The following is a 22943-nucleotide window of genomic DNA, read 5'->3' on the forward strand; positions in this document are numbered from 1 at the left end:
TGGGGCGACAATTTCTAATTGCGTTTAGCAGTAGAAGGCGGGTTTGTGAAGCGCAACCAAGTTGCCAAAGTGGCTACGGCGAAGATTGAAGCAAAGCTAAAAGTTAAGAAAGTCTCAAATGCTGACATAAGGCTGTTCCAATTTGGTGAACGAAGGAATCTTGCTATTTATTTTTATATCAGCATCGATCGAGCTTTTCAACCGATCGCGCACAAAGTTTTTAATGCTTAAAGCTTTGTAACATTCCATAAAACAACATTACAATCATTTCATATTATTGATAACTCCGATTAATTCCTGGGGGCGTTCGATCAAAAAATCGGGATTGTGTGCCGCCAAAGCTGACCGAGAATTAAAACCCCAACCGACAGCAATTACTTTAATCTTAGTTTTTTTAGCTGCTTCTATATCTCTAATTTCATCTCCCACATAAACGACTTGTTCGGGATTAATGTTTTCTTTATTTAACCATCGATTAATTACTTTATGTTTTCCAAAAGTTGTTCCTGAATAAATAAAATCAAAGGTATCTTGCAACTCATTTTTTTCAAGCGAATCCCAAACATTTTCTCTAGAATTAGAGGTAATAATACCCAGTTGAAAACCGCTGTTTTTTAACTCTAACAAAACTTCTTTAATCCCGGTAAATAAATGAATATTCGGAATTTCACTCCGCAACTCTGATTTCAGCTTTCTAATTAGCAGCGGGAATTTGAAGATGGAAATTCCCGAATACATCAGAATTTGCCAAGAATTTAAATTGCTAAGTTGAGCCAGTTCCTCTTTGGTTGCCGACTTAAAGCCAAATTCAACTGACAAACGGTTGGTGATACTCAGAAGAATATCGATTGTATCTGCTAAAGTACCGTCAAAATCAAAAATAATTACTTTGGTCATTGGACAATAGCAAATAAGGAACGGTGAATCATACCATTTTAGATTTTAGATTTTAGATTTTAGATTTTAGATGGAATGATTTACTCCATAATGTATGGGCTTTCGGTGCACAAGCACCCTACGGCTATTATGTATAGGGTAAGGTGCTTATGAGCGCACCCGAAGGGCGAACATCTCAACTTTTAATGATTAATTTGATTTGCCGTAGCATTTCGCCGCAGCATTTCCGGCTTAATTCGCCGCAGCGCCGAAGCTGTAAATCGGCGGTTCCACTCCTCGTCAGAAATGTCGGCCAATTCTGCAAGTGTTGGCGCTATGTTTTCAGGATAAGGCTCAAAGTCTGCAACATCAGTTGGTTTAGCAAAACGCTGATTCCAAGGACAAACATCTTGACAAATGTCGCAACCTGCTACCCAACCTTGTAAATTAGATGCAATTTCGTCGGGCAATTTTTCGGCTCGATTCTCGATCGTATGATACGCTATACATCGATCGGCATTAACCACAAAAGGCTCAGTAATTGCCCCCGTCGGACACGCCTCAATGCAGCGAGTACAAGTACCGCAATGTTCCGTATGGGACTCATCGGGCGCTAACTTCAAATTAGTCAAGATTTCGCCCAAAAACACCCAAGAACCGTATTCGCGCGAAATTACATTACCATTTTTGGCAATCCAGCCAATCCCGGCACGCTGCGCCCACATTTTATCTTGAATCGGCCCGGTATCAGCATAATACCGTGCTTCAATTCCCTCGCCTTGCGATCGCAGCCAATTTGCCAAAACCTTCAGTTTTTTGTGCAGAATTTTGTGGTAATCTCGGCCCCAGCCGTAGCGAGAGATTTTAGCATATTCGGAACCGCCCGGGCGTTGGTGAGGCGTGTAGTAATTGATGGCGACACATATTAAGGACTGCACCTCTGGCATCACCAATTGAATATCCTGACGTTTCGGGTTAGCCATCCATCCCATATCCGCTTGATAGCCTTTATCCAACCAAGCCTGCAATCTTTGTTTTTCTAGATCGAAATCCGCGTCTTTTGAGGCTATCCCGACTTTGTGAAATCCCAACTCAAGGGCTTTTTGCTTAACCAAATTGCTGCTAATTGGCGCTTTCATTTGACACCAGGCAAATATTTACCTTTTGTATTGACTATTTTGATTTTATATGATATATAAAGCAACTTTAACGATCGGCTTCCTAAATAAACTACTTCGGCGCACGGTCTAGTGATGGCGATCGCTATTTACCAAACCATTGATTATAGTTTTCTAACTCAGCCATATGTAATTTATATTTGCAAAAATTAACAAAACGTTACATACTTTTAATCAAGGCAGCTTGAGAGTCCCTAAATCAAGTACCTCACTAAAATCACAAATCTCACAAAATACACATGGCAGTTAGCATTCAATCAGCTCAATCTATTTTTTCCAACACTGAGATTGCTAGCATTGTTCCGGCTACCACCGAAGCATTTTACAAACTCAGCGTTGAAGACCAACTAGCCTTGCTCTGGTATGCCTACACCGAAATGGGCATTTCCATCACCGCAGCAGCACCGGGAGTAGCCAGCATGGCGCTTGTCGAAGGCATACTCAACGAAATCAAGCAAATGTCGCCGGCTGCTCAAAGCAAAACTATGTTTGACCTAGCCAGCAACGCAGACACCACCATCGGTCGGATTTACACTTCCTTGCGCGTCAACACCAAACTCGGTTTCTGGTACGAGTTGGGGCAGTTGATGAAACAGGGCCTTGTGGCTCCGATCCCCGCGGGCTATCAAATGTCTCCCGAAGCCACCGCAGTTCTAGAAACCATCAAGAAACTAGATCCGGGCCAGCAAATTACCGTACTTCGCAATACCGTAGTTAACATGGGCTACGACCCTGCTTTTAGCCAAGAGTACGGCAAACGCTCGGCCCCCCGCAGCACTCCCACCGCTGTAGAAGAGCGGGTGAAAACCAAAATTGAGGGTATCACCGAGCAGACTGTGCTCAGCTATATCGACTACATGAACGCCTTCGACTTCACCCCAGCCGTCGGTTTATTTGCTGAAGAAGGTGCTCTGCAACCGCCTTTCCAAAAGCCGATCGTCGGTCGCGAGGCTATCCTCAACTATATGCGGGAAGAGTGCGTCGGACTGAAAATGATGCCGCAGCAAGGCGTATCGGAACCTGCAGAAGATGGCTACCGCCAAGTGAAAGTCACTGGCAAAGTCGAAACTCCCTGGTTTGGCGCGAATGTGGGTATGAACATTGCGTGGCGGTTTTTGCTAGATCCCCAAGGTCAAATTTTCTTTGTGGCGATCGACTTGTTGGCATCTCCTAAGGAATTGGTCAATTTGATGCGCAAATAGAATATTCTGGTTCGGTCTGTAAAACAGCCTTGCCCAGAAACCCAGATGCCTGCAGGTGTCTGGGTTTCTACCATTAAAGATTAAAGATTAAAGAATTGAAGAATTGGGAATGACTGATGACTGCGAGGGGTTGTGGCTTCCCTACAGTTGCATTTTTTTTGAAATTAGTATTGATTTGGGTCGATCGCTCTGGAAGCTGTGCTCGACGCTCTCGGCTTCCTCCTTTTTTCGGAGAATTATTTTCCTACCCCTACTTATATCTTTTGAGGGATTTGCTGCGACAAAGAGAATGATTACAGTATACTCATTCATCTTAAATCACTTGTTTTATGACTGCAACAACTCGACCTATTATAACTAGCTCTATAAAGATTGTCGGCATCACAAAGCCAACGGTACTGCGATATTTTGAAACTTTAAACGCGGGCGATTTTGAGGCTACGGCTAATTTATTTACTGATGACGGGGTTCTGCACGCGCCGTTTGAAGAGCCAATTATCGGCAGCAGCTCGATCGCTACTTATCTAAAAACAGAAGCGCGAGGAATGAAGCTCGAACCGCAGCAAGGTGTCAGCCAAGTTTTAGAAGATGGCAATGTAGAAGTTCAGGTCAGCGGCCGGGTGCAAACTTCCGCCTTTGGTATTAATGTCGCATGGCTGTTCATGCTCAATTCTGACCAAAAAATCCTTTCTGTCACCGTCAAACTGTTAGCTTCTCCCCAAGAATTGCTAAATCTGCGGTCGCAGACGAAATTTGATGTTTAATAAGCTGTTTGAGATTTACAGCAGATTGCAGGTTGATGAGGTACAGGGGGCAATCTCATGCCCCATACCCCACGCCAGACTGTACCTCATATTGCTAAAAACGGCTGTAAGTTGCCTATTTGGGTTTGACCTGTCGATCGCACGTAATGGCTAAAGTCATGCGATGGAGAGGTGGCTCGGCTTTTTATCTCAAGAATGAGGCAGAAACCGGGTTTTTTTATGCAAATCTCTGGTGAAGTGCGGCTAAGGGTATAAAGCACCGCGTTGCTTCGGTATTTGTGCGATCGGGGACTCTACCCCTACAATCTTACAGTCTCGTGTTGCGCCGACGATACTGCACGAAAAAGTGGCTGTCACCGCACCGTGCGATAGACAGCCTCATCGAGTCAAAAAGTGCATTGTCAATGACTAAGGACTAATGACTAATTAAGATTTTTCCGGCAAACTTGCTTCCAACTTCAGACAGTTGCGACCGTCTATTTGCAAAGTGTAGTCCACCCGATCCATAAGTCTGCTCATAATCAGCCAGCCGTAGCCGCTTTCCTGTTTAGCTTCCGGTCTCGGGGGATTGTAAGTATCCATTTCGTAACCTTTACCGTAATCCCAAATTTCTAAACCAATATCCCTATTTTTTAAATTCAAGCGAATTAACACGGGCAAATTGGGTTGATCTTTGTGAGCATGGCGGATCACGTTAGAATAGGCTTCTGCTAACACCAAGCGCAAACGATTCGACTGACGCGGCCAATCGACGTGCTCTCCTAGCTCAACTTCCAAACTGCTCAGCAACCAATTTTCAACAATTGTTAAAAACCGCAAGTCGCTTGGCACATGAAGCTCAGTATTCATAAAAAAATCCCGTAAGTTTGAAAACCCTGTGTCTTCACACCAGGTATAAAACACGACGCGCCGAATTGATTCGGGCTCAATACTTGTCGCTACTCGGGGGATACTAGCCTTTTCTGTTGAAAAATCAGGCATTCGTCATTCGGTAGAAGGCAGAAGTTAAGAGTATTGTTGAAAACTTTAGTTATGGGTCTAAATCCCATTAACAAGCGATCTTTATACCGAGACTGCAAGCAGCGAAGTATAAAAAATCTTTGTTTCAATCCCTGACTTTTAAGCGTTGGTTTTTTCTGACGAATGCCTTCTACTTTAACCCTTTACAGGTGTTTAATCCCCCAGGAAAGCGATTCAGGAAACTAGCTGCGCGCGATCGCGGGCTAGGTTTTTTACTGTTGACTATAACGCAGTCCTTTGCGGGACTACTCTGTGGGCCGTCAACCAGCAGGGCTTGAGTTTTTTCGGCTCTCACCCCCGACTATGCGTCGGGAGTCGCTGACAGATTCAGAGAACCTCCAGAGAGAGTATGGTTTGGTCGTCTTCCTGAACGGGATTGTCGGCTCGGATGTGAGCCAACAAATTGTCCAAGTTGAAGGAACCAGGCTCCTGAATCAAGAGTTGCCAAAGCCCTTCTTGTTGTAGCATAGAACGGGTTTGTACACCCCCTGCGACCGCTTCAGTGGTGACGGTAGCTTCAGTAATCCCGTCACTCGTCAGCAGAAATACATCTCCTGACTTTAATTCGATCGTACCTGCTTTGCCTCTCCAAACTGGTAGTATCCCCAAGGGAATGCCACGAGCTTTCAGGAAATTCGGCTCGGCTGGCGTTTTACCGCTAGCGGCTTGAGCTTTCACCTCCGAGTGAGACCAAACGATCGGGTAAATGTGACCGGCATTAGCAAAGGCGAGGTGTCCCGTTGACGGAGTGTAACGAGCAACAACCATTGTAATAAAATGGTTGTTGCCGATCAGGTCGTCAGACATACTGCTATTCATATTGTGCATAACTCGATCGGGTTCAGGAGAAACTTCTTGGGAAAGTTCCCGCCGCATCACCGAAATCGCGCTGGCCATAAATAGAGCAGCCGGAACTCCCTTACCCGAAACATCTCCCACCGCTATCCAAATATCCCCTTGGGAGTGGACGTAGACTTCAAAAAAGTCGCCGCCAACTTCCCGCGCGGGATAGCAGCAAGCTTGCACCCTGACTGTTTCAAAATCCGGCCAACTTTGGCGCAACAAGTTTGTTTGGATTTGGCGAGCCACTTCCAACTCGTTTTGCATCTGCTTGGCTAAATCCAGAGTGCGCTGGTATAGCTTAGCTTGAGACAGGGCCAGAGCAGCTTGAGCTGCTACACCTTCTATTAACTCTATATCTTCTGCCGACCAAGGGTTAGTGCCGCCAATCTGGCACAAAGCCAGTACCGCCAGCAATTCTTGCTGGTAAGTCAGGGGGACGGCAATCTCAACCGAGTTACCGTCCCCCCCACTGTTTTGGTTCACTTGAGTTTGGCGGCTGGCTACGGCTTGAACCAGCAAATTTTCATCAAAAGAAAAGCTGCTGGCTTCAGAGGTTTGGGCTTGGTAGGGGAAGGTACTCGGCAATAGTCGATCGGCTTCTACCGGCCGCAGCATACAATAGTTGGCTTCAAAAGTTTGGCCTACGGTTTGAACAATAGTTTGTACCATACTAGAGTAATCTAGCGACCCGCGAATCACGCTCATCACCTCATTGAACAGAGATTCCTTGCGCAAAGCGCGGCGCAGTGCAACACTGCGCTGCTTGTAGTATTTGTAAGTTTCTGAGGCTTGATTGATCACCAATTTGAGTTCTTCTGGATTCCACGGTTTGGTGATGTATTTGAAAACTTGACCTGAGTTGATGGCCTCGACCAAATCTTCAACATCGGTGTATCCCGTTAGCAGAATCCGAATCGTATCGGGAAATCGCTCGACAGTTTTCCCCAAAAACTCGGTGCCGTTCATTTCTGGCATCCGCTGGTCAGATATAATCACCGCCATCTCGCCCTGTTGGTCTAGAACTTCCAGGGCGCTGAGGGCGCTATCTGCTTTGTAAACTTGAAAGTCGCGTCGAAACGTCCGGTACAATAAATCCAAGTTATCGGGTTCGTCATCGACTACCATCAATTTCAGCTTGCTTCCATCTCCCCGACTCATCTTTCTTCCCCCTTGAAAACCCCCACCATAGCTGTATTCAGCAAGGTGGCGGGAGGAAAAGGGGGGCTGGATATATGCAACATATCAGTTACGTCAAGTTGAGTAAAAGAAACCCGTTTTACCTTAAGGTGAGCATTCCTTTCGCACCATCTGCTCGCACAACAGATGAGAGGCTTTTGATACTGTAACCCGCCTCGGTAGGCCGCTTCAATAGGGAAAATTCCCGAGTCAGCTTTCGTGCTTTGATAGGAGCAACGACCGTGTTAGCAGTCGCTACTTTTATAAACACACCAGCCTCCCAAATGACTAATTAATGCTCTGATTGCAGAGCTCTTAAGTAGCTGCCCGCTGTCCTCGGTGTGATTTTTAACACTTACTACTAACTCCTGTATCGCTACCTGAGTGCGGTCAAAACCGGCTGTATTTCAAGCCCCACTTTACCCGGAGGGTTAGCGGTGGGTTGTTGGCGCTATTCCCTACATCTTTGCCGAATCAAACTTGATTGTTGCATTCTAGTCCCCCTAATCTCTGAACTTTTTGCAGCAAGCATATTACTACTGCCGAATCAAGTTAATCTTTCTGCCAGTCTGAGCTTAGCAGAACGAGAGCGGGGATTTCTAGCTACTTCTTCGGATTGCGGCCCGATCGGCTTTTTTGTCAGTACCTGCAAACTGGGTGTTCCTCTGAGTTGGTGCTTGACCGGTCGGTCTTCGAGACTGTGAAATGTAATGATTCCGATTCTCCCACCTGGTTTTAACCACCTTGGCGCTTGCTGGAGGAAAGTTTCTAAAGAAGCGAGTTCGGAGTTGACAGCTATCCTTAAAGCTTGGAAGGTACGGGTGGCTGGATGAATTCTGCCGTTGCGCTGCTTGGGGGGGAAGCTGGAGGCGATCGCCCCTGCAAGTTCTGTTGTAGTTTGAAAAGGACGCCCTTGCACAATCCGCCTCGCGATGCGCCGCGACAGTCGCTCCTCGCCGTACTTGTAAATAATATCTGCTAGTTTAACTTCTTCCCAGTGGTTGATAATCTCTTCTGCCGTCAAAGATTGCTGCTGGTTCATACGCATATCTAGTTGAGCTGGGTGGCGAAAACTAAATCCTCGTTCCGGTGTATCGAACTGAGCCGAGCTGACGCCCAAGTCTGCTATGATACCATCAAATTCGGCCTCTGGGGACTGATATTCAGCAAAATTGCCGTGCCAAAACTCAACGGGCGAGTTGGCAAATCGGGCTTGGCAAAAACGGATGGCTTGTTCGTCGCGGTCGATCGCCACCACTGTAACATCAGCCGCCGCCGCTAAAATCAAACTCGTGTGTCCGCCGCCCCCAAGCGTCGCGTCCAAATAGTGCCCGCCTGGACGCACTGCTAAACCCGCAATTAATTCTTGACCCAAAACCGGAACGTGATAGGTGTCAATACTGACATCTAATCCAGGGGTATCCTTCTCAGAGAGCTCGATATCCTTCATAATCATAAAAGCCAAACAAAAATCAACAATAGCTAGTAATCATTAATTCATTTAATTATGTCAAGAATTGAGACTAGAACCGAACCGATGGTGCTCAACATGGGGCCGCACCACCCATCCATGCACGGGGTACTCCGGCTAATCGTCACCCTAGACGGGGAAGACGTGGTGGACTGCGAGCCTGTTTTGGGCTATCTGCACCGCGGGATGGAAAAAATCGCCGAAAATCGCACCAACGTGATGTACGTGCCCTACGTGAGCCGCTGGGACTATGCGGAGGGGATGTTTAACGAAGCGGTGACAGTCAATGCGCCGGAAAAGTTGGCGAATATTGCTGTCCCCAAACGGGCGAGTTACATTCGAGTAATCATGCTGGAGTTGAACCGGATTGCTAACCATTTGTTGTGGTTGGGGCCGTTTTTGGCGGACGTGGGGGCGCAAACTCCTTTTTTCTATACTATGCGCGATCGCGAGATGATTTTAGATTTGTGGGAAGCAGCCACAGGTTATCGCATGGTGAATAATAACTATTTCCGCATCGGCGGAGTTGCCGCGGATTTGCCCTACGGTTGGGTTGATAAGTGCCAAGATTACTGCGATTATTTCGTTCCCAAAATTGACGAGTACGAACGTTTAATTACCAACAATCCAATCTTCCGCCGCCGGATTGAAGGCCTGGGTACTATTTCTCGCGAAGAAGCGATTAACTGGGGACTTTCCGGCCCCATGTTGCGCGCTTCCGGCGTTAAGTGGGATTTGCGGAAAGTTGACCATTACGAATGTTACGACGACTTCGACTGGGAAGTTTGTACCGAAGCTGCTGGCGATTGTTTGGCCCGGTATGTGGTGCGGATTCGGGAGATGCGCGAGTCGGTTAAGATTCTCTATCAAGCCTTGAAAGGACTCCCCGGTGGCTCTTACGAGAATTTGGAAGCGAAGCGACTCGAAAGCGGGCCAAAATCTGAATGGAATGGTTTTGACTATCAGTTTATTGGCAAAAAAGTTGCGCCGACTTTTAAGATTCCGAAGGGCGAACATTATGTCCGCGTTGAAAGTGGCAAGGGTGAGTTGGGGATTTATATTATCGGGGATGATAGTGTGTTTCCCTGGCGCTGGAAGATTCGGACTGGGGATTTTAATAATTTGCAGATTTTGCCTCACATTGTGCGCGGCGTGAAGATTGCCGATTTGGTGGCGATTTTGGGGAGTATCGACATTATTATGGGCTCGGTTGATAGGTAGGTTTGGTCGGTTTTTATCTGATAAATTAACCCGGTTTTTTTGTGGAACCGGGTTAATTTTTTTAAACAGGAGATAAACGCGGATAGATATCGATTAATTTTGCTATTAACGTAGCTAAAATGTACCTTTTTTCTCTCTTCTCTCTTCCTCTATGCCCTCTGCGGTTAATAAAAAAATTCTCTTCTTCATAAATGAAATAACATCAACTTTGATTCGATAAATTATGAAAATTCAGCAATCAGATATCAATGACAGCAACCCGGAGCTCTGCGCTTTAATCTGCGAAAGAATTGCCGCCAGCCCCCAGCAGCGTATTACTTTTGCTGAATATATGGACTTGTCATTATATCATCCGCAGCACGGATATTATAATAGCGATCGCCAGTCGATCGGCAAACAAGGCGATTTTATCACGTCGTCTCATTGGGGTGCTGATTTTGCGGAGGTTTTGGCAGAGCAGTTTGTGGAAATGTGGGAATTGCTCGGCAAACCTCATCCTTTTACTGTCGTAGAAATGGGGGCGGGGCGGGGAACTTTCGCCGAAAATGTACTGCAATATCTGCAACGGCAATATCCCGATTTATTTCATATTTTAGAATACATTATTATTGAAGTTTCCCCTGTACTCCAAGCGGAACAGCGGCAAAGGTTAGCCGAAATCAAGTTTATTAAGTGGTGCAATTGGGAGGAGATAGTTAATAACTCAATTGTCGGTTGTTTTTTTTCTAATGAGTTAGTTGATGCTTTACCCGTGCATCAAATTATTCTGGAAGAAGGGCAAGTGAGGGAGATTTACGTGACCGCAGAAATACAAAAAAGTCTACAAGAAGAAATAAATTTTATTGAGGGAGTTGGCGAAGTTTCCACGCCTAAAATTGCCGAATATTTGGATTTTGTGGGCATCGATTTGTCGGCAAATGTTTACGGGGATGGTTATCGCAGTGAGGTAAATTTGGCGGCTTTGGACTGGATGAGTACAGTTGCTCAAAAGTTGCAGCGGGGATATTTGTTAACTATTGATTATGGTTATCCGGCGCACCGCTATTACAATCCGAGGCGCAGGGAGGGAACGCTACAGTGTTATTATCGCCACCGATATCACAGCAATCCTTATATTAATGTGGGGCGGCAGGATTTAACGGCTCATGTTAATTTTACGGCGCTGGAAAGGCAGGGTAAATTGTGCGGTTTGGATACGGTGGGGTTCACTCAACAGGCTTTGTTTTTGATGGCCTTGGGTTTGGGCGATCGTATTGCTTCTTTATCAACAAATGATGCAGAAGTATTGGATGTGGCAACGTTTTTGCAGCGCCGGGAGGCTTTGCATCAATTGATCGATCCGATGGGTTTGGGGGGTTTTGGGGTTTTGGTGCAGTGTAAAGGGTTGAAGGAGGAGGAGAAGGGGAGAATATTGAAGGGTTTGATGGTGCCTGATTAATTATTTTGTGGAAATGTACCTGCTCTCATATTGAGGAACGATATAGGCTTTGCCTGTGAGAACGTTGTCCTCCTCTGGCTAGATGATGATTCAGAAATTCTCCCCATAACATCACGTTAGTTCGAGGAGGCGTTGAGTAGAAGGAAGGATAAAGGCTCTACGCCGCAGGCTTTCGAGTAGGGTAAGCCCGATCGCACTTTATCCTTATCCCCAGCCCTGTACCAAAACCCCAACCCACTCCTATGCGACGTTTTTTTCGTGAAAACAGCCTCAGTCTTGTCATGTTTGGGCTGTTCTTTTTCTCACTGGTAGGTCAAATCCTCACGGGTCATCGCGACTACAGTCAAGAGCTAAAAGACCACAAGCAGCCCCCGATTGGTGTTGTTGAGTATCTTGGAAGCGGTCACTTTATCGAAGCGGTCTTTGAAAACTGGGAGAGCGAGTTTCTTCAGATGGGGATGTACGTTCTGCTGACGGCCTTCCTGTGTCAGAAGGGTTCCCCGGAGTCAAGGAAGCCTGAGGGAGAAGAGGCAGTTGATGCTGAGCCTGGAAATCAAGAGCTGAATCCGAAAACTCCCTGGCCGGTTCGTCAGGGAGGCTTGAGTCTCAAAGTTTACGAAAACTCTTTGACTCTCGCACTTTTTCTGCTCTTTTTTCTCTCCTTTGCGCTTCATGCGGTGGGAGGGGCGAAGGAATACAGTCAAGAGCAGATACAACACGGCGAAAAGCCTGTCTCAGCTATAGAATACCTTGGCACTTCACGCTTTTGGTTCGAGTCGTTTCAAAACTGGCAGAGTGAGTTTCTGTCGATCGGCACACTGGCGGTTTTGTCTGTATTCTTGCGCCAGAAGGGTTCGCCCGAATCCAAACCAGTCGATCGCCCGAATGACGAAACTGGAAAAGATTGACAAAGCCTTTTGGGACGTTTAACTGCTACTTGAATTAGTAGAGCTAGGTAAAATAAATCGGTGTTGACAGCGACATCATCATTCGTTTAAAACTACTCTTTTAGATAGAGGTATCCATATTTTTTGTTTTTTAGAATTACCTATAACTTGCAAGTAAATACCATTAACAAAACAGGTTTGGCAAGTTTTTTAACCTGTAAACAAAAGGAAAAAGTTGATTAAAAAGGAGTTGCATCATGACAGATACAAGCAAGCGTGGATTCGCTTCAATGGATGAGGATAAACAGCGGGAAATTGCCAGCCAAGGCGGAAAAGCTGCCCACGAACAAGGAACAGCACATGAGTTTACTTCCGAGGAAGCGAGAGAGGCTGGTCGCAAGGGTGGTGAAACAGTCAGCCAAGATCGGGAGCATATGTCAGAGATCGGTCGCGAAGGTGGCAAAAATTCTCACAAAAACGATAAATAGCTCTTGAGTCCGTCCCCTTATTCTTGTCCAAACGAGTCTAGAAGTTTCAATCCGTATTGGAACTTTTAGACTCGTTTGGGGGGTTTTGGGGTTTTGGTGCAGTCGAAGAGGTTGAGGGAGGAGGAAAAGGGGAGAATTTTGAAGGGTTTAATGGTGCCTGATTAGTGATTAAAAGTTTAATTTCCACTAATCTCCACCAGTGGTTCACCTGCTTTCAATATCTCCAAAGCTTCAGGTAATGTTGCACTCAAAATCTCTCGCAACCGAGCGTTTGATGTATTGCCGCACGTCAACCAAATAATCTGTGGCGGTGAACCAAGGCGATCGACCAAATCAACAAAGTCACTATCTTTAGTCATTACGATAACTCCCTGCGCTCTCGATGCCTCAAAAATTTCAGGATCTTCGGCATCTCTCAAGCCAATCTCGCGCAAGCCTACTGCTGTGACACCAAATGTGTTTGTAATCCAGGTTGCGATCGCCGGTGACAGATGTGCATCTACCCAAATTATTGTCATGCAACCAATACCGGATGATTGAGTTTGCGCGAAGCATACAAAAGAGATGCTCTCAGATCGTCTGCTTCAAGATCGGGCATTTCTTCTAGTATTTGTTCCGCACTCAAACCAGCCACAAATAAGTCCAGTACGTCTGATACCCGAATTCTCATGCCGCGAATGCAAGGGCGACCGCCACACTGTCTAGGATTAACCGTGATTCTTGCGAATAGCTCCGACATTAAAGTTAGCTCCTACAACGCTTAGTTATAGTATGAATGAGTGCGAGCGTAATTGTCAATAACTTGATTCCCATGATTATTAACTAATTAAGCTGTACCAATTACTTTTGTCATCACTTAAGCGCACTGACTCAGTGGTGGAAATTTCCATTTTCCTGAATATAAAGTAGATGGCAGCTTTAAACAATAGGCAGCAGGAATCACCTCAATTAACCACCAATTAAACATATCTCGTTGGGTCGCAGCAAAACCACAAATGGCATCCCCAGTAATGGCATTGTACAGAATATCTAAGATGGCATTCTAGGCTATTTTGGTGTTGAGTGTTTGCAGCAAGCCGTAGAAGATATTATAAGCTTCGTCAGTAGCTTGATATTTTCCAATTTTGTTGATATTAGGAAACAAGGTATCTGCCCAACTTTCTGGGATTTCACAACTATCTTTCAGCCAACAAGATACAATTCCTTCAACGATATCAGCTTTGTGTTCTTCAGGAAAGTAATGTTTAATAGTCGGTTTAGCTGCTAATGCTATTCCATAAGCCATATAGACGTATCGCTGATGGGATATTGGATCATTAGGCATTCCAAAGGCTGTCATTACTTCTACAAAGGCTTCTTCTACATTGCACTTTCCACCTCGTTCGTATAAATCGTCATATTTTCTGTACCAAACAGTCTGAAGAGTTTGCTGTAATTGCTCTGGAATATCTGAGTTGCTGGGCAATTTAAAATCGGTATAGTGACCTATGTCAAACACGAACATTGACTTTTCTTCGTTATGTATTTGAATTTTTTAGAGCGATAGCTATCGCTCCCTCTTAAAATTCTAAGTAGTAGTCAGAATCGGACAATTTATAGAGACGAATATAGTCTCTGCCGTAATTTTGCAATGTCTGGCTCGTGACAGGCTCAAATTTCTGCAATGCACCACTTTGTTCTAACTTACCTTTGATCCAGCGACCTAGAATTTTTAAGTCTTTCTTGGATCTAAAGTTTTTGTAATAATCGCCTTGAGTGCGACAGGGAAAATTTGAACCATCATCAGTATAGGCGGTAAAATCCCCCTGGGGATAAACAGGATTATTTGTTGTTTCTGTATCTACTATAATCTCAACTTCATACCAATCTCTAGGGATAACCTTCCCGGTCGATTTACTTTCTCTTCCTTTTCCGAAAAAAGCATTGAGATTGGATTTTTGCTGAACATCAACCCTGGATAAAGATATATCCACATAGGGCGTTGCGGGAGTTATGGCAGGTAGGGACATTAAGTTACCTCACTTCACTAAAAAGTTAATGTTAATTGTAATGGCTGTTGTGATGCCTCTAATTCTGCGTGTTGTAAGCGTTCCTTAATTGACATCATTTGCAGTTTTTGATTTAAATTGTATAAATCCACTTTCGGATAATTCCCTTTAAATAGCGGAATCAGAGATTCAACAACGTCAACTATTCCATCTGGCGGAACTGCATTGCCAATTTGTCTTCTTACTTCAGTAATAGAACCTTCAAAAACAAAATCATCGGGAAATGTTTGCAACCTAGCTCTTTCACGATTTGTCAATGAACGGGGTTCGGGATAATGATATCCCCAAGTACCGCCACCACCACCAGCAATAATTGTAGCACAGGGTTTATCTGGATGAATTCGCCGATAAACGTGACTGATCATGCCTTTTACATAGTATGGACTATCCTTAGGAATATCAGTAAAATTCCCTCCGGGGTTAATTAGACTCAAAATTTCAATGGTTCGAGGCTGAATTTTCTGATGTTCCTGATTATATTCCACTTTTTCCACATTTTTGAGTGCTTCACCTGCTGTGCGATAGGGATGTTCACGATTTTGACCATATTTGGGCTGAGGATGCACAAAATTAAATCCTGTATCCATCCGAATGCCAACTAATAAAACTCTTTGGCGAAATTGGGGAACTCCGTAATCAGCAAAGTTGTAGAGTTTAGGTTTAACTAAGTAGCCCGGAGCGATACTTTCAAAGTCAGAAATTATTTGTTTTATTGCTTGATAATTATTTGCACTTAATAAGCCTTTGACATTTTCTGCTACAAAAGCTTTAGGCTTTTTTTTATTGACAAAATCGAGAAAATATGTATATAAATTGCCTCTGGTTCCTTCCAGGCCGGGACGTTTCCAAATCATGGAAAAGTCTTGACAAGGAAACCCTCCTATACATATTTCTGCTTTGGGAACTTCTGCAATGTCTATATTTTCTATGCTGTCGTTGACGATGACATCAGCAATGTTTCTGCTGAATGTTTTGCAGGCGTATTTATTGGAGTCGATCGCCCAAACTACTTCAAACCCCGCTTTGTGGAATGGCAAGTCCATGCCGCCACAACCTGAAAACAATGATATCAGTTGCGGTTTGGTTTTCCAGGCGATCGGCTTGAGACGTTCGATTAACATATTAGTTCGCATTAGGACAAGGGCGGGCTGGATGCCTGCACCACAAGATATTAATTATACCAAAACATCATGGTATTCGACTAATCAATTAATATTTCACTCTTCGTCATCTAATTCGATTCCCGCTTGACGCAATTTTTCTGCCAATCTTTCAGCGCGGAGTCGTTCGCGATCGCCCCGCTGGCGTTCTTGTTCTACTCGTTCTTCCGACCATAGCAACAACTCGCCTTCTGCATCCCACCACCTCAACCAACAGCCTGTCCTTCCTTCGTGGGTTCCTTCCCAAATACCTAAAAATAGGTTTAATCCCGGTATCCAATAACGTCCGTTTTCATCTGGTTTTTGCAAGTTGTAACGCTCTGATTCTAAAGCGTAAACTTCTAAATGAGCTGTTTTCGCTCGGAATATGACGTATCGGGGGACTTTGATTACTTGCTCGTAAAAAAACCACTTTCCCACCCGCGAGGTAAATTCAACCGAGTATTCTTCTCCATAGGTTTCTGAAAGAAATTCCATCACGATTTGGGGGATGGTTCCTTCTGTATGTGGCGTGTAACTGCGGCGAACTTGCGAGACATTTTTTGGATTGACGGGTTTGACGTACATCCAATCTGGCGCTTTGCAGATAATACGCTGTTCGTCGCTGCTTGAACCTGGGAAACTTATGCCGGCACACAAGGCAAAGTTGGAAACAATTAAGGCATCCTGCATTAATTCGGGAAATGCTGTTAGCGGCTGGCGCAAAGCTGCGGCTAATAATGGTTGGCTTTCGTCTTCCACGGGATCGTCTGGTAGTTGAAAATCTTCTGGTAGTAGCGGCCAGGTGATTGTGAGTTTTGTTTCTGGGTTTTTAGTTGCTACAGACATAGTTTATCAGAGGTTAAATGTTTTAATGTTTAAATTATATCTTTTGGTTTTTGGGATTAATGTTAATGGCTTAATGACGAGGCAGAGCCTCTGGATATGCGTTACCAGGCAGAGCCTGGTAACGAGAGGATTGGAATTCAAAGTCCCCCTTATTAAGGGGGATTTAGGGAAATCTAGACTGTGCTAAAACCGAGAGTTCTAAGGGTTGTTAATCTTCTGCTGTAGTTCGCTGGTCATGGCTAGTAGTTCTGATTGGGCGATCGCACTTTGTTCACCACTCGCCAACCACTTCAATTGTACCGTCTCGTTTTCAGCTTCCGCATCTCCCAAAACTAAACACGCAGCGGCGCCCCTTTGAACTGCTCTTTTAAACTGTTTACTGAAAGGACTGCCGCTCAAATCCATCTCTACAATAAACCCCGCACTCCGCAATTTTTGAGCTAACAAGACGGATTGCTGTTCTGCTTTTTCACCCCTGGATACCAAATAAAAATCCAACTTTGGCGCGGGCAATGGTTGCAACTTTTGTAGCAGAATAATCAGCCTTTCCATACCCATTGCCCAACCGACTGCTGCGGTATCTGGGCCGCCCAATTCCTTAACTAAACCGTCGTAGCGGCCGCCTCCGCAGACTGTTGCTTGCGCTCCCAAATCGTCGGAAATAATTTCAAATGCTGTGTAGGTATAGTAATCTAAACCGCGCACTAATCTGGGATTTAACTGATAGCTGATTCCTAAATTTGTGAGCATTTGCTGCACTTGCTCGAAGTGCGATCGCGATTCCTCACCCAAATAGTCCAAAATACTCGGCGCACCAGCTACAACTTCTTGAGTTCGTTCATTTTTACTATCCAAAATCCGCAGAGGATTGCGAGTCAAGCGGTCTTGGGAATCGGCATCTAATTCGGATTTGTGCGGTGTAAAATAATCGATTAATGCTTGCCGATAATTTTGTCTGTCTTCCTTGTTTCCGACAGAGTTAATATCGAGTCGCAAATTTTTTAAACCGATAGTTTGCAGGATATCGCAGGCGATCGCAATTACCTCGACATCCGCACGAGGATTCGCACTCCCCAAGACTTCCACGCCAATTTGATTAAACTGCCGCTGTCTTCCTTCTTGCGCGCGTTCGTAGCGAAACATCGGCCCCGCATACCACAGACGCTGCACGTCACCAGCCGCGTACAAACTGTTTTGAATAAAAGCTCGGACGACTCCGGCGGTGCCTTCTGGGCGCAAAGTAGTCGATCGATCGCCTTTATCCTTAAAAGTGTACATTTCTTTGCCCACGACATCGGTCGCTTCCCCAATGCCGCGTTCAAATAAAGATGTTTGTTCAAATATCGGCGTCCGAATTTCGCGATAAGCCGCTTTTTTCAAAATTGTTCTAGCGACTTCTTCTATATTTTGCCAGTATTGAATTTCAGCGGGCAAAATATCCCGCGTTCCCGGTAAAGTTTTAATTGCACTCATTCATTTTGTTAGTCATTGGTCATTAGTCATTGGTCATGGGTCATTAATCATTGGTCATTAATCATTGGTCATTGGTATGAAAGTAACTCGTATGAAAGTTGTTAGCAAATAGCCTTTTAACTAAGCCGCTCATAACTTCTGTATTCGTTAGGTCTGTGTCCTTAACTCTTAGCTAATGACTAATAACTGCTGACTAATGACTAATGACTTAATAATTCCCAAGCTCCGTAACGATCGCCATAATAAGCCAAAATGCGATCGACCCGCTCGCGACCTGCCAAATCGAACCCTTCAGGATACTGTATCCACAAACCCCCAATTTGGCTGTCGCCGTAATTAAACCGCTGCGACTGCTGCGGAATTAAACCAGTTTGCACCCCTTCAACTTGACGCAAATGGGCCGCCACTTCGCGATACACCGCCAGCGGCAATCCAGGGCATTGAATTTGATAGCGGAGTTGTTTTTCTTGTGCCGTTTGCATCATTTCTTTGCCTGTCCCCAACCAGAACCCCTACTTAAGATACTTCTTTATCGAGCGGCCCCGGTAGAGGGCAGCAATTAATATTGTCCAAACATACCTTCCCCCACTGCAACGCCCAACGTACCAGCGTAACTCGATTGTCGGCGCGCGTCTTGTTCAAGATATTGCTAATGTGGTTGTCAACTGTACGCTTGCTAATCTCTAACTTTTCCGCTATTTTCTCATTAGTCAATCCCGCCGCTACTAACTCTACCACTTGCAATTCTCTGTCCGACAGGGTGACAGGGGTCCCAGAGACGATCCCGCTCATAAATTTTTCCTATGTCTGCATATTTACCTATCTATAATTCTAGAGGATGAGGGATGAAGTATGAAGAGAAAATTAAATTTACTGTGCTACTCTTTTGGGCCCCAAGCACCAACTCTCTTGTAGAATCGGAAAAAGTGCAAATCCAGCGCCGCCACAGCAAGACGCGCAGCCACAGCCACTTGCACTGCAGGCGAGCCGGGTGGCAGATGCTCCCTTTACCTGGGCGCATCTGACATCCGGGCAGCAAAACCCGCAGATGTTTGCACCTAAAACTAATAATAGGCCCGAACTAAACTTCACTCTTAAGGGAGTAACTGCCAGTATCAGTAGGTCTGATATTATAGGAGCAGCGATTAAAAAATAGCTGGCAATTTTTCTGGGATGGGTTAAAAATAATTATTGACCTGTCTACTGCTAGTCTAAAATCTAAAATCTAACATCTAAAATTCATATGACTTATCCTCGCGTTCTGTGTCTGGGTGAAATTTTATTTGATTGTTTAGCAGACAAACCAGGAGTATCTCTCGAAGAGGTAGAATCTTGGACTGCATATCCCGGTGGTGCTCCTGCTAATGTTGCCTGTGCTTTGGTTAAATTGGGGACGGCTGCGGGATTTATCGGTGCTGTAGGGGGGGATGAATTGGGGAATTCCCTAGTGAAGGTATTGCAAGAAGTAGGGGTGGATACCGCTGGAGTGCAGCGCCATCCAAGTGCGCCGACGCGGCAAGTTTATGTCTTGCGGAATCAAGCGGGCGATCGAAATTTTGCCGGTTTTGGCGAATTCAATACTGCGGATTTTGCCGACACCCGTCTTCTCGCTGCACAATTACCCGACGTGCTGTTTGAAAATGCCGAATATTTAGTGCTAGGCACTTTAGAATTAGCTTATCCTGAAAGTCGAGACGCGATCGCCCGAGCGATCGAACTAGCGGAACAGTACGATGTTAAAATTATACTTGACATCAATTGGCGTCCCGTGTTTTGGCCAAATCCAGACGAAGCAAAAGCGCACATTATAAAACTCTTAAAAAAAGTTGATTTTGTCAAGTTATCTGAGGAAGAAGCCGAATGGTTGTTTGCAACTACTGATGCTGGAGCTATTACCTACCGCCTCGATTCCGTAGAAGGCGTTTTGGTGACTGCGGGCGAGAAAGGTTGTGCCTATTGTCTTTCGGAAAATGAAGGAAAAATCCCCGCCTTTACAGTAGATGTTGAGGATACAACAGGTGCCGGCGACGCGTTTCTGGCTGGTTTTGTCAGCCAATTGTGCAAGGTGGGAATTAAGAGTTTAGCCACTCCAGAAATAACAAAAAAAATTGTAACTTATGCGAGCGCGGTAGGTGCGATGACAGCGATGAAACCCGGGGCAATTAGATCTCAACCAACTGCCGCTGAAGTAGAAGCTTTCTTGTATTTGTACAAACATTAGCACGCCAAACCTCTCCCCCGGAAACGGAGAGGGGGCTAAATTTGATTCAGAAACCCGCTTGCTCAAAAAAAATAACTCTTATACTAAACCCGCGTAAAAAACCCTCGATAAGACTCGGCGTTTGAACTTCCTACTATACAAACTCTCGTCCTAGCTGAAAGGAACTAAAAAATAAACAGGTATTTAAGCCAGATTTGGTATTATAGGTTTTATTGTGGGCAATTAACCGCACATCAGATGATTTCTAATTTGGCGCACGATTATGTCTAGCGGCTGCGAAGCATCTATGATAATTGCATCTTGTGGTTCTTCGAGAGTGTCTAACTGACTTAACAACAAGTCTGCTTTCATGTAGTGATTTTCGCGACTTGCTAACCGGGCTGACAATAACTGAAAAGAACCTTTGAGATAAACTATTTTCATCCGCTGTGGGTCGCGGCAGAGAATTTCGCGGTAAGATGCTTTTAAAGCAGAACAAGCCAACACGACATTTTTATTTTCTAACAGCCACCTGTCTATTGCCGCTTGCAATTGTAATAGCCAAGGAAGGCGATCCGCATCTTCTAAAGGAATGCCCCGACTCATTTTCTCGATATTAGCTGATGGGTGAAAATCGTCGGCGTCGCTGAAATCCCAATTGAGAGATTGCGCCAGCAACTTGCCAACAGTAGTTTTGCCAGAACCGGAGACTCCCATCACGATCGTAATCATGGCACCTATTTACCGAAATACTTGCAATCTCATCGAGTTGTGCGATCGACAAACCGGGTTTCTTAAGTTGCCGGATGAATTCTACCACCCTAAAAAATTCAATAAACCCGGTTTATTTTTGATTCTAGATCAAATTTCTTCCAGAGTCGGTTTAATGAAATTATAAGCCAAAACACCGATAATTCCACCAAGCACTGGGAATACAATAAACGCCCACAACTGTTGGATTGCCCATCCGCCTTGAAAAAGTGCCACACCGATACTTCTAGCTGGGTTAACCGAAGTATTGGTTACCGGAATTCCGACTAAGTGAATCAACACCAGCATCAAGCCGATGGGAATTCCGCCAAAACCGACGGGATATTTGGGATGGGTAGTACCCATGATTGTAAATAACAGAAAAGCAGTCAGTACAATTTCGGTCAAAGCTGCTGCCAAAAGTCCGTAACCAGTGGGAGAATGTTCTCCAAAACCGTTAGATGCAAATCCCGAAGCCGCCGCATCAAAACCCGGTTTTCCTGATGCTATCATGTACAAAACAAGACCGCCTAAAATTCCCCCTACAATCTGACCTCCTATATAATAAGGAAGCAAAACAGCATCGATCAGTTTGGCAACTACTAAACCGATGCTTACCGCCGGATTAATGTGGCATCCAGAGATAGGCCCGATCGTATAAGCCATGATTAAGAGGGATAGACCAAAGGCGATCGACACTCCCAAAAAACCGATTTTGTCTCCAGCTAAAACCGCACTGCCACATCCACCTAATACCAACACAAAAGTACCAAAAGCTTCAGCAACCCCAATCTTTATTTTTTTGTTCATACTCACAGTTCTCTGAAGTTTATGTTCGGTCAATTTCGCAACCCGACGAATTCTAACTCTAAAAAATAGAGTTCCAATTTCTGTCATGCAGCGTAACAATCCTAATGGAAAGCATTAGGATTGTTACGCTCTACTTTTCAGAAATTGTATGGGCTTAACTGAGAATGCGGAATTTGAAATCGATAAATTAGCTCAAACATACTCCATTCGAGGAAAAATGTCAATATTTAGCCAATTATTTGTATAAATTGTGCAATCTTCTGTATTCAATTCACAATAATTAACTTGACTTCTTGCCTAATTATGCGATCGTAATTTTACTTATTGTTGCTGATTATCCGATCGCACTTGCAGCTAAAACATCACTGCTAACCGGCTGGTACATCGGATTGGAGAAGGGGCGAAAGTCTCGCCAATCGGCGGTCATCTTGCACAGCAAGCGGAACTGTAGCGGCGTTGGGGGTTGGTTGAGGCGATCGACTTCTACGCGCACCAATTCTCGATGCTGCGAGATAATTTGAAAAAAATCCCCGCAAAGATAGCGCGGACAATAGCCTACAATCCAGCGATCTTCAGTACACAGAAGCAAAGCAGAGGAATCGTGCCGATTTTGAAATTCGTGGGCTAAATACAAAAGTTCGCCCACTTGAAGCCCATTAATCCGTTCAATTGCCGACTTTGAAAGGTGTCGCAGTGCATGTGCAAAAAAATGGATGCGGTAACGTCCATTTTCATCCGGTTCGGGACAGGGGAATACCTCAAAATTATCAGTTACCCGTTTCCCTCCGCTGCGGGCCAATAAAGCAATTGGGTCATCTTCGTGTTGAGGGATATTCAACCACTGTACAAATTCAGGGTAGTCAGGGCGCGATCGCGGCATCACTCGATTGGAAAACAAGGGAAACAGTTTCTGTGAAGTGTAAACCTTATTGAAATCAGGGAAAGATGGCAAGGGTTCAAACCCGCACTTAAGTTTAGCTTCTAGAACACCATTTGTATAATTGAACTGGTATTCTTTACCGTTAAATGTCAACTGGAGTTTAGACTAAGCACAAATTTACTCAGAAGGAGCTGAGTAGAAATTATGGTGAATTTAGAGAGAGATTCCCA

General features: G+C 44.9%; 25 protein-coding genes. 8 read left to right on the forward strand and 17 right to left on the reverse strand.

Translation table 11 applies throughout. The features are described from left to right. The first annotated feature begins 18 nt into the window (after window positions 1-18). Window positions 19-231, forward strand: coding sequence for a hypothetical protein (locus QUA13_RS02010; RefSeq protein WP_172191424.1), 213 nt, complete (start codon window positions 19-21; stop codon window positions 229-231). 33 nt (window positions 232-264) lie between these two features. Here QUA13_RS02010 and QUA13_RS02015 read toward each other — a convergent pair whose 3' ends face one another. Together QUA13_RS02015 and queG are read right to left on the reverse strand one after the other, a co-directional pair. Further along, the gene (locus QUA13_RS02015; RefSeq protein ID WP_333196226.1) at window positions 265-897 is read right to left on the reverse strand and encodes an HAD-IA family hydrolase; all 633 of its coding nucleotides are present in this window, start codon (window positions 895-897) and stop codon (window positions 265-267) included. A gap of 182 nt (window positions 898-1079) precedes the next feature. Beyond that, window positions 1080-2015 (reverse strand): tRNA epoxyqueuosine(34) reductase QueG, encoded by a 936-nt coding sequence (gene queG, locus QUA13_RS02020; protein ID WP_333196227.1) that lies wholly within the window; start codon window positions 2013-2015, stop codon window positions 1080-1082. Window positions 2016-2293: 278 nt separating this feature from the next. Here queG and QUA13_RS02025 point away from each other — a divergent pair, with 278 nt between their 5' ends. Both QUA13_RS02025 and QUA13_RS02030 read left to right on the forward strand, forming a co-directional pair. Beyond that, window positions 2294-3256, forward strand: a complete 963-nt coding sequence (locus tag QUA13_RS02025; RefSeq protein ID WP_333196228.1) for an orange carotenoid protein N-terminal domain-containing protein — start codon at window positions 2294-2296, stop codon at window positions 3254-3256. A 329-nt stretch (window positions 3257-3585) separates the two neighbouring features. Continuing rightward, complete coding sequence (locus QUA13_RS02030) at window positions 3586-4020, forward strand: nuclear transport factor 2 family protein (protein WP_333196230.1); 435 nt, start codon at window positions 3586-3588, stop codon at window positions 4018-4020. Window positions 4021-4446: 426 nt separating this feature from the next. Here QUA13_RS02030 and QUA13_RS02035 read toward each other — a convergent pair whose 3' ends face one another. The 3 genes from QUA13_RS02035 to rsmH all read right to left on the reverse strand — a co-directional run bounded on the left by QUA13_RS02035 (window position 4447) and on the right by rsmH (window position 8509). Further along, window positions 4447-4869 carry an ATP-binding protein gene (locus QUA13_RS02035; RefSeq protein WP_006633914.1) on the reverse strand — a complete coding sequence of 141 codons (423 nt, stop codon included), beginning with the start codon at window positions 4867-4869 and terminating at the stop codon, window positions 4447-4449. A 498-nt stretch (window positions 4870-5367) separates the two neighbouring features. Next, window positions 5368-7041, reverse strand: a complete 1674-nt coding sequence (locus QUA13_RS02040; protein ID WP_333196233.1) for a SpoIIE family protein phosphatase — start codon at window positions 7039-7041, stop codon at window positions 5368-5370. 565 nt (window positions 7042-7606) lie between these two features. Further along, window positions 7607-8509 carry a 16S rRNA (cytosine(1402)-N(4))-methyltransferase RsmH gene (rsmH, locus tag QUA13_RS02045; protein ID WP_333196236.1) on the reverse strand — a complete coding sequence of 301 codons (903 nt, stop codon included), beginning with the start codon at window positions 8507-8509 and terminating at the stop codon, window positions 7607-7609. A 57-nt stretch (window positions 8510-8566) separates the two neighbouring features. On the opposite strand from rsmH, the gene QUA13_RS02050 reads away from it, so the two are divergent. The 4 genes from QUA13_RS02050 to QUA13_RS02065 all read left to right on the forward strand — a co-directional run bounded on the left by QUA13_RS02050 (window position 8567) and on the right by QUA13_RS02065 (window position 12564). Further along, on the forward strand, window positions 8567-9751 hold the full coding sequence (locus tag QUA13_RS02050) for an NAD(P)H-quinone oxidoreductase subunit H (RefSeq protein WP_333184223.1): 1185 nt from the start codon (window positions 8567-8569) through the stop codon (window positions 9749-9751). Window positions 9752-9974: 223 nt separating this feature from the next. Next, entirely contained in the window at window positions 9975-11189 is a 1215-nt protein-coding gene (locus QUA13_RS02055; protein ID WP_333196238.1) for a class I SAM-dependent methyltransferase, read from the forward strand. Window positions 11190-11431: 242 nt separating this feature from the next. Beyond that, window positions 11432-12097, forward strand: coding sequence for a DUF6766 family protein (locus QUA13_RS02060; protein WP_333196239.1), 666 nt, complete (start codon window positions 11432-11434; stop codon window positions 12095-12097). Window positions 12098-12333: 236 nt separating this feature from the next. Next, window positions 12334-12564 carry a KGG domain-containing protein gene (locus tag QUA13_RS02065; RefSeq protein ID WP_333196242.1) on the forward strand — a complete coding sequence of 77 codons (231 nt, stop codon included), beginning with the start codon at window positions 12334-12336 and terminating at the stop codon, window positions 12562-12564. 176 nt (window positions 12565-12740) lie between these two features. Here the strand turns inward: QUA13_RS02065 and QUA13_RS02070 are convergent, their stop codons facing one another. The 9 genes from QUA13_RS02070 to QUA13_RS02110 form a co-directional block, all read right to left on the reverse strand. Continuing rightward, the gene (locus tag QUA13_RS02070) at window positions 12741-13082 is read right to left on the reverse strand and encodes a DUF5615 family PIN-like protein (RefSeq protein ID WP_190734538.1); all 342 of its coding nucleotides are present in this window, start codon (window positions 13080-13082) and stop codon (window positions 12741-12743) included. Then, window positions 13079-13303, reverse strand: coding sequence for a DUF433 domain-containing protein (locus QUA13_RS02075; protein ID WP_333196244.1), 225 nt, complete (start codon window positions 13301-13303; stop codon window positions 13079-13081). The genes QUA13_RS02070 and QUA13_RS02075 overlap by 4 nt, the downstream gene beginning before the upstream one ends. A 303-nt stretch (window positions 13304-13606) precedes the next feature. Then, window positions 13607-14068 carry a hypothetical protein gene (locus QUA13_RS02080; RefSeq protein ID WP_333196246.1) on the reverse strand — a complete coding sequence of 154 codons (462 nt, stop codon included), beginning with the start codon at window positions 14066-14068 and terminating at the stop codon, window positions 13607-13609. Between the two features lie 55 nt (window positions 14069-14123). Continuing rightward, entirely contained in the window at window positions 14124-14537 is a 414-nt protein-coding gene (locus QUA13_RS02085) for a hypothetical protein (protein WP_333196247.1), read from the reverse strand. Window positions 14538-14590: 53 nt separating this feature from the next. Beyond that, the gene (locus QUA13_RS02090; protein ID WP_333196250.1) at window positions 14591-15733 is read right to left on the reverse strand and encodes a DNA cytosine methyltransferase; all 1143 of its coding nucleotides are present in this window, start codon (window positions 15731-15733) and stop codon (window positions 14591-14593) included. A gap of 96 nt (window positions 15734-15829) precedes the next feature. After that, window positions 15830-16600 (reverse strand): Uma2 family endonuclease, encoded by a 771-nt coding sequence (locus QUA13_RS02095; protein WP_333196253.1) that lies wholly within the window; start codon window positions 16598-16600, stop codon window positions 15830-15832. 198 nt (window positions 16601-16798) lie between these two features. After that, on the reverse strand, window positions 16799-18073 hold the full coding sequence (gene hisS, locus QUA13_RS02100; RefSeq protein ID WP_333196255.1) for a histidine--tRNA ligase: 1275 nt from the start codon (window positions 18071-18073) through the stop codon (window positions 16799-16801). Window positions 18074-18273: 200 nt separating this feature from the next. Further along, complete coding sequence (locus QUA13_RS02105; protein ID WP_172191697.1) at window positions 18274-18555, reverse strand: hypothetical protein; 282 nt, start codon at window positions 18553-18555, stop codon at window positions 18274-18276. Between the two features lie 34 nt (window positions 18556-18589). Continuing rightward, window positions 18590-18865, reverse strand: a complete 276-nt coding sequence (locus tag QUA13_RS02110) for a photosynthetic electron transport-dependent transcriptional regulator PedR (RefSeq protein WP_172191689.1) — start codon at window positions 18863-18865, stop codon at window positions 18590-18592. Window positions 18866-19316: 451 nt separating this feature from the next. Here QUA13_RS02110 and QUA13_RS02115 point away from each other — a divergent pair, with 451 nt between their 5' ends. Continuing rightward, a complete protein-coding gene (locus tag QUA13_RS02115; protein WP_333196257.1) occupies window positions 19317-20294 on the forward strand; it encodes a carbohydrate kinase in 978 nt (325 codons plus the stop codon). 222 nt (window positions 20295-20516) lie between these two features. On the opposite strand, the gene QUA13_RS02120 is transcribed toward QUA13_RS02115, so the two are convergent. From QUA13_RS02120 to QUA13_RS02130, 3 genes are all read right to left on the reverse strand, one after another. Beyond that, a complete protein-coding gene (locus QUA13_RS02120; protein ID WP_333196259.1) occupies window positions 20517-21005 on the reverse strand; it encodes a gluconokinase in 489 nt (162 codons plus the stop codon). Window positions 21006-21134: 129 nt separating this feature from the next. Then, a complete protein-coding gene (aqpZ, locus tag QUA13_RS02125; RefSeq protein WP_333196261.1) occupies window positions 21135-21833 on the reverse strand; it encodes an aquaporin Z in 699 nt (232 codons plus the stop codon). A 334-nt stretch (window positions 21834-22167) separates the two neighbouring features. Further along, a complete protein-coding gene (locus tag QUA13_RS02130) occupies window positions 22168-22731 on the reverse strand; it encodes an HIRAN domain-containing protein (protein ID WP_333196263.1) in 564 nt (187 codons plus the stop codon). Window positions 22732-22943 lie beyond the last annotated feature (212 nt).

Source organism: Microcoleus sp. S28C3, assembly GCF_036700785.1.
In the GTDB taxonomy this organism is placed as follows: Bacteria; Cyanobacteriota; Cyanobacteriia; order Cyanobacteriales; family Microcoleaceae; genus Microcoleus; species Microcoleus asticus.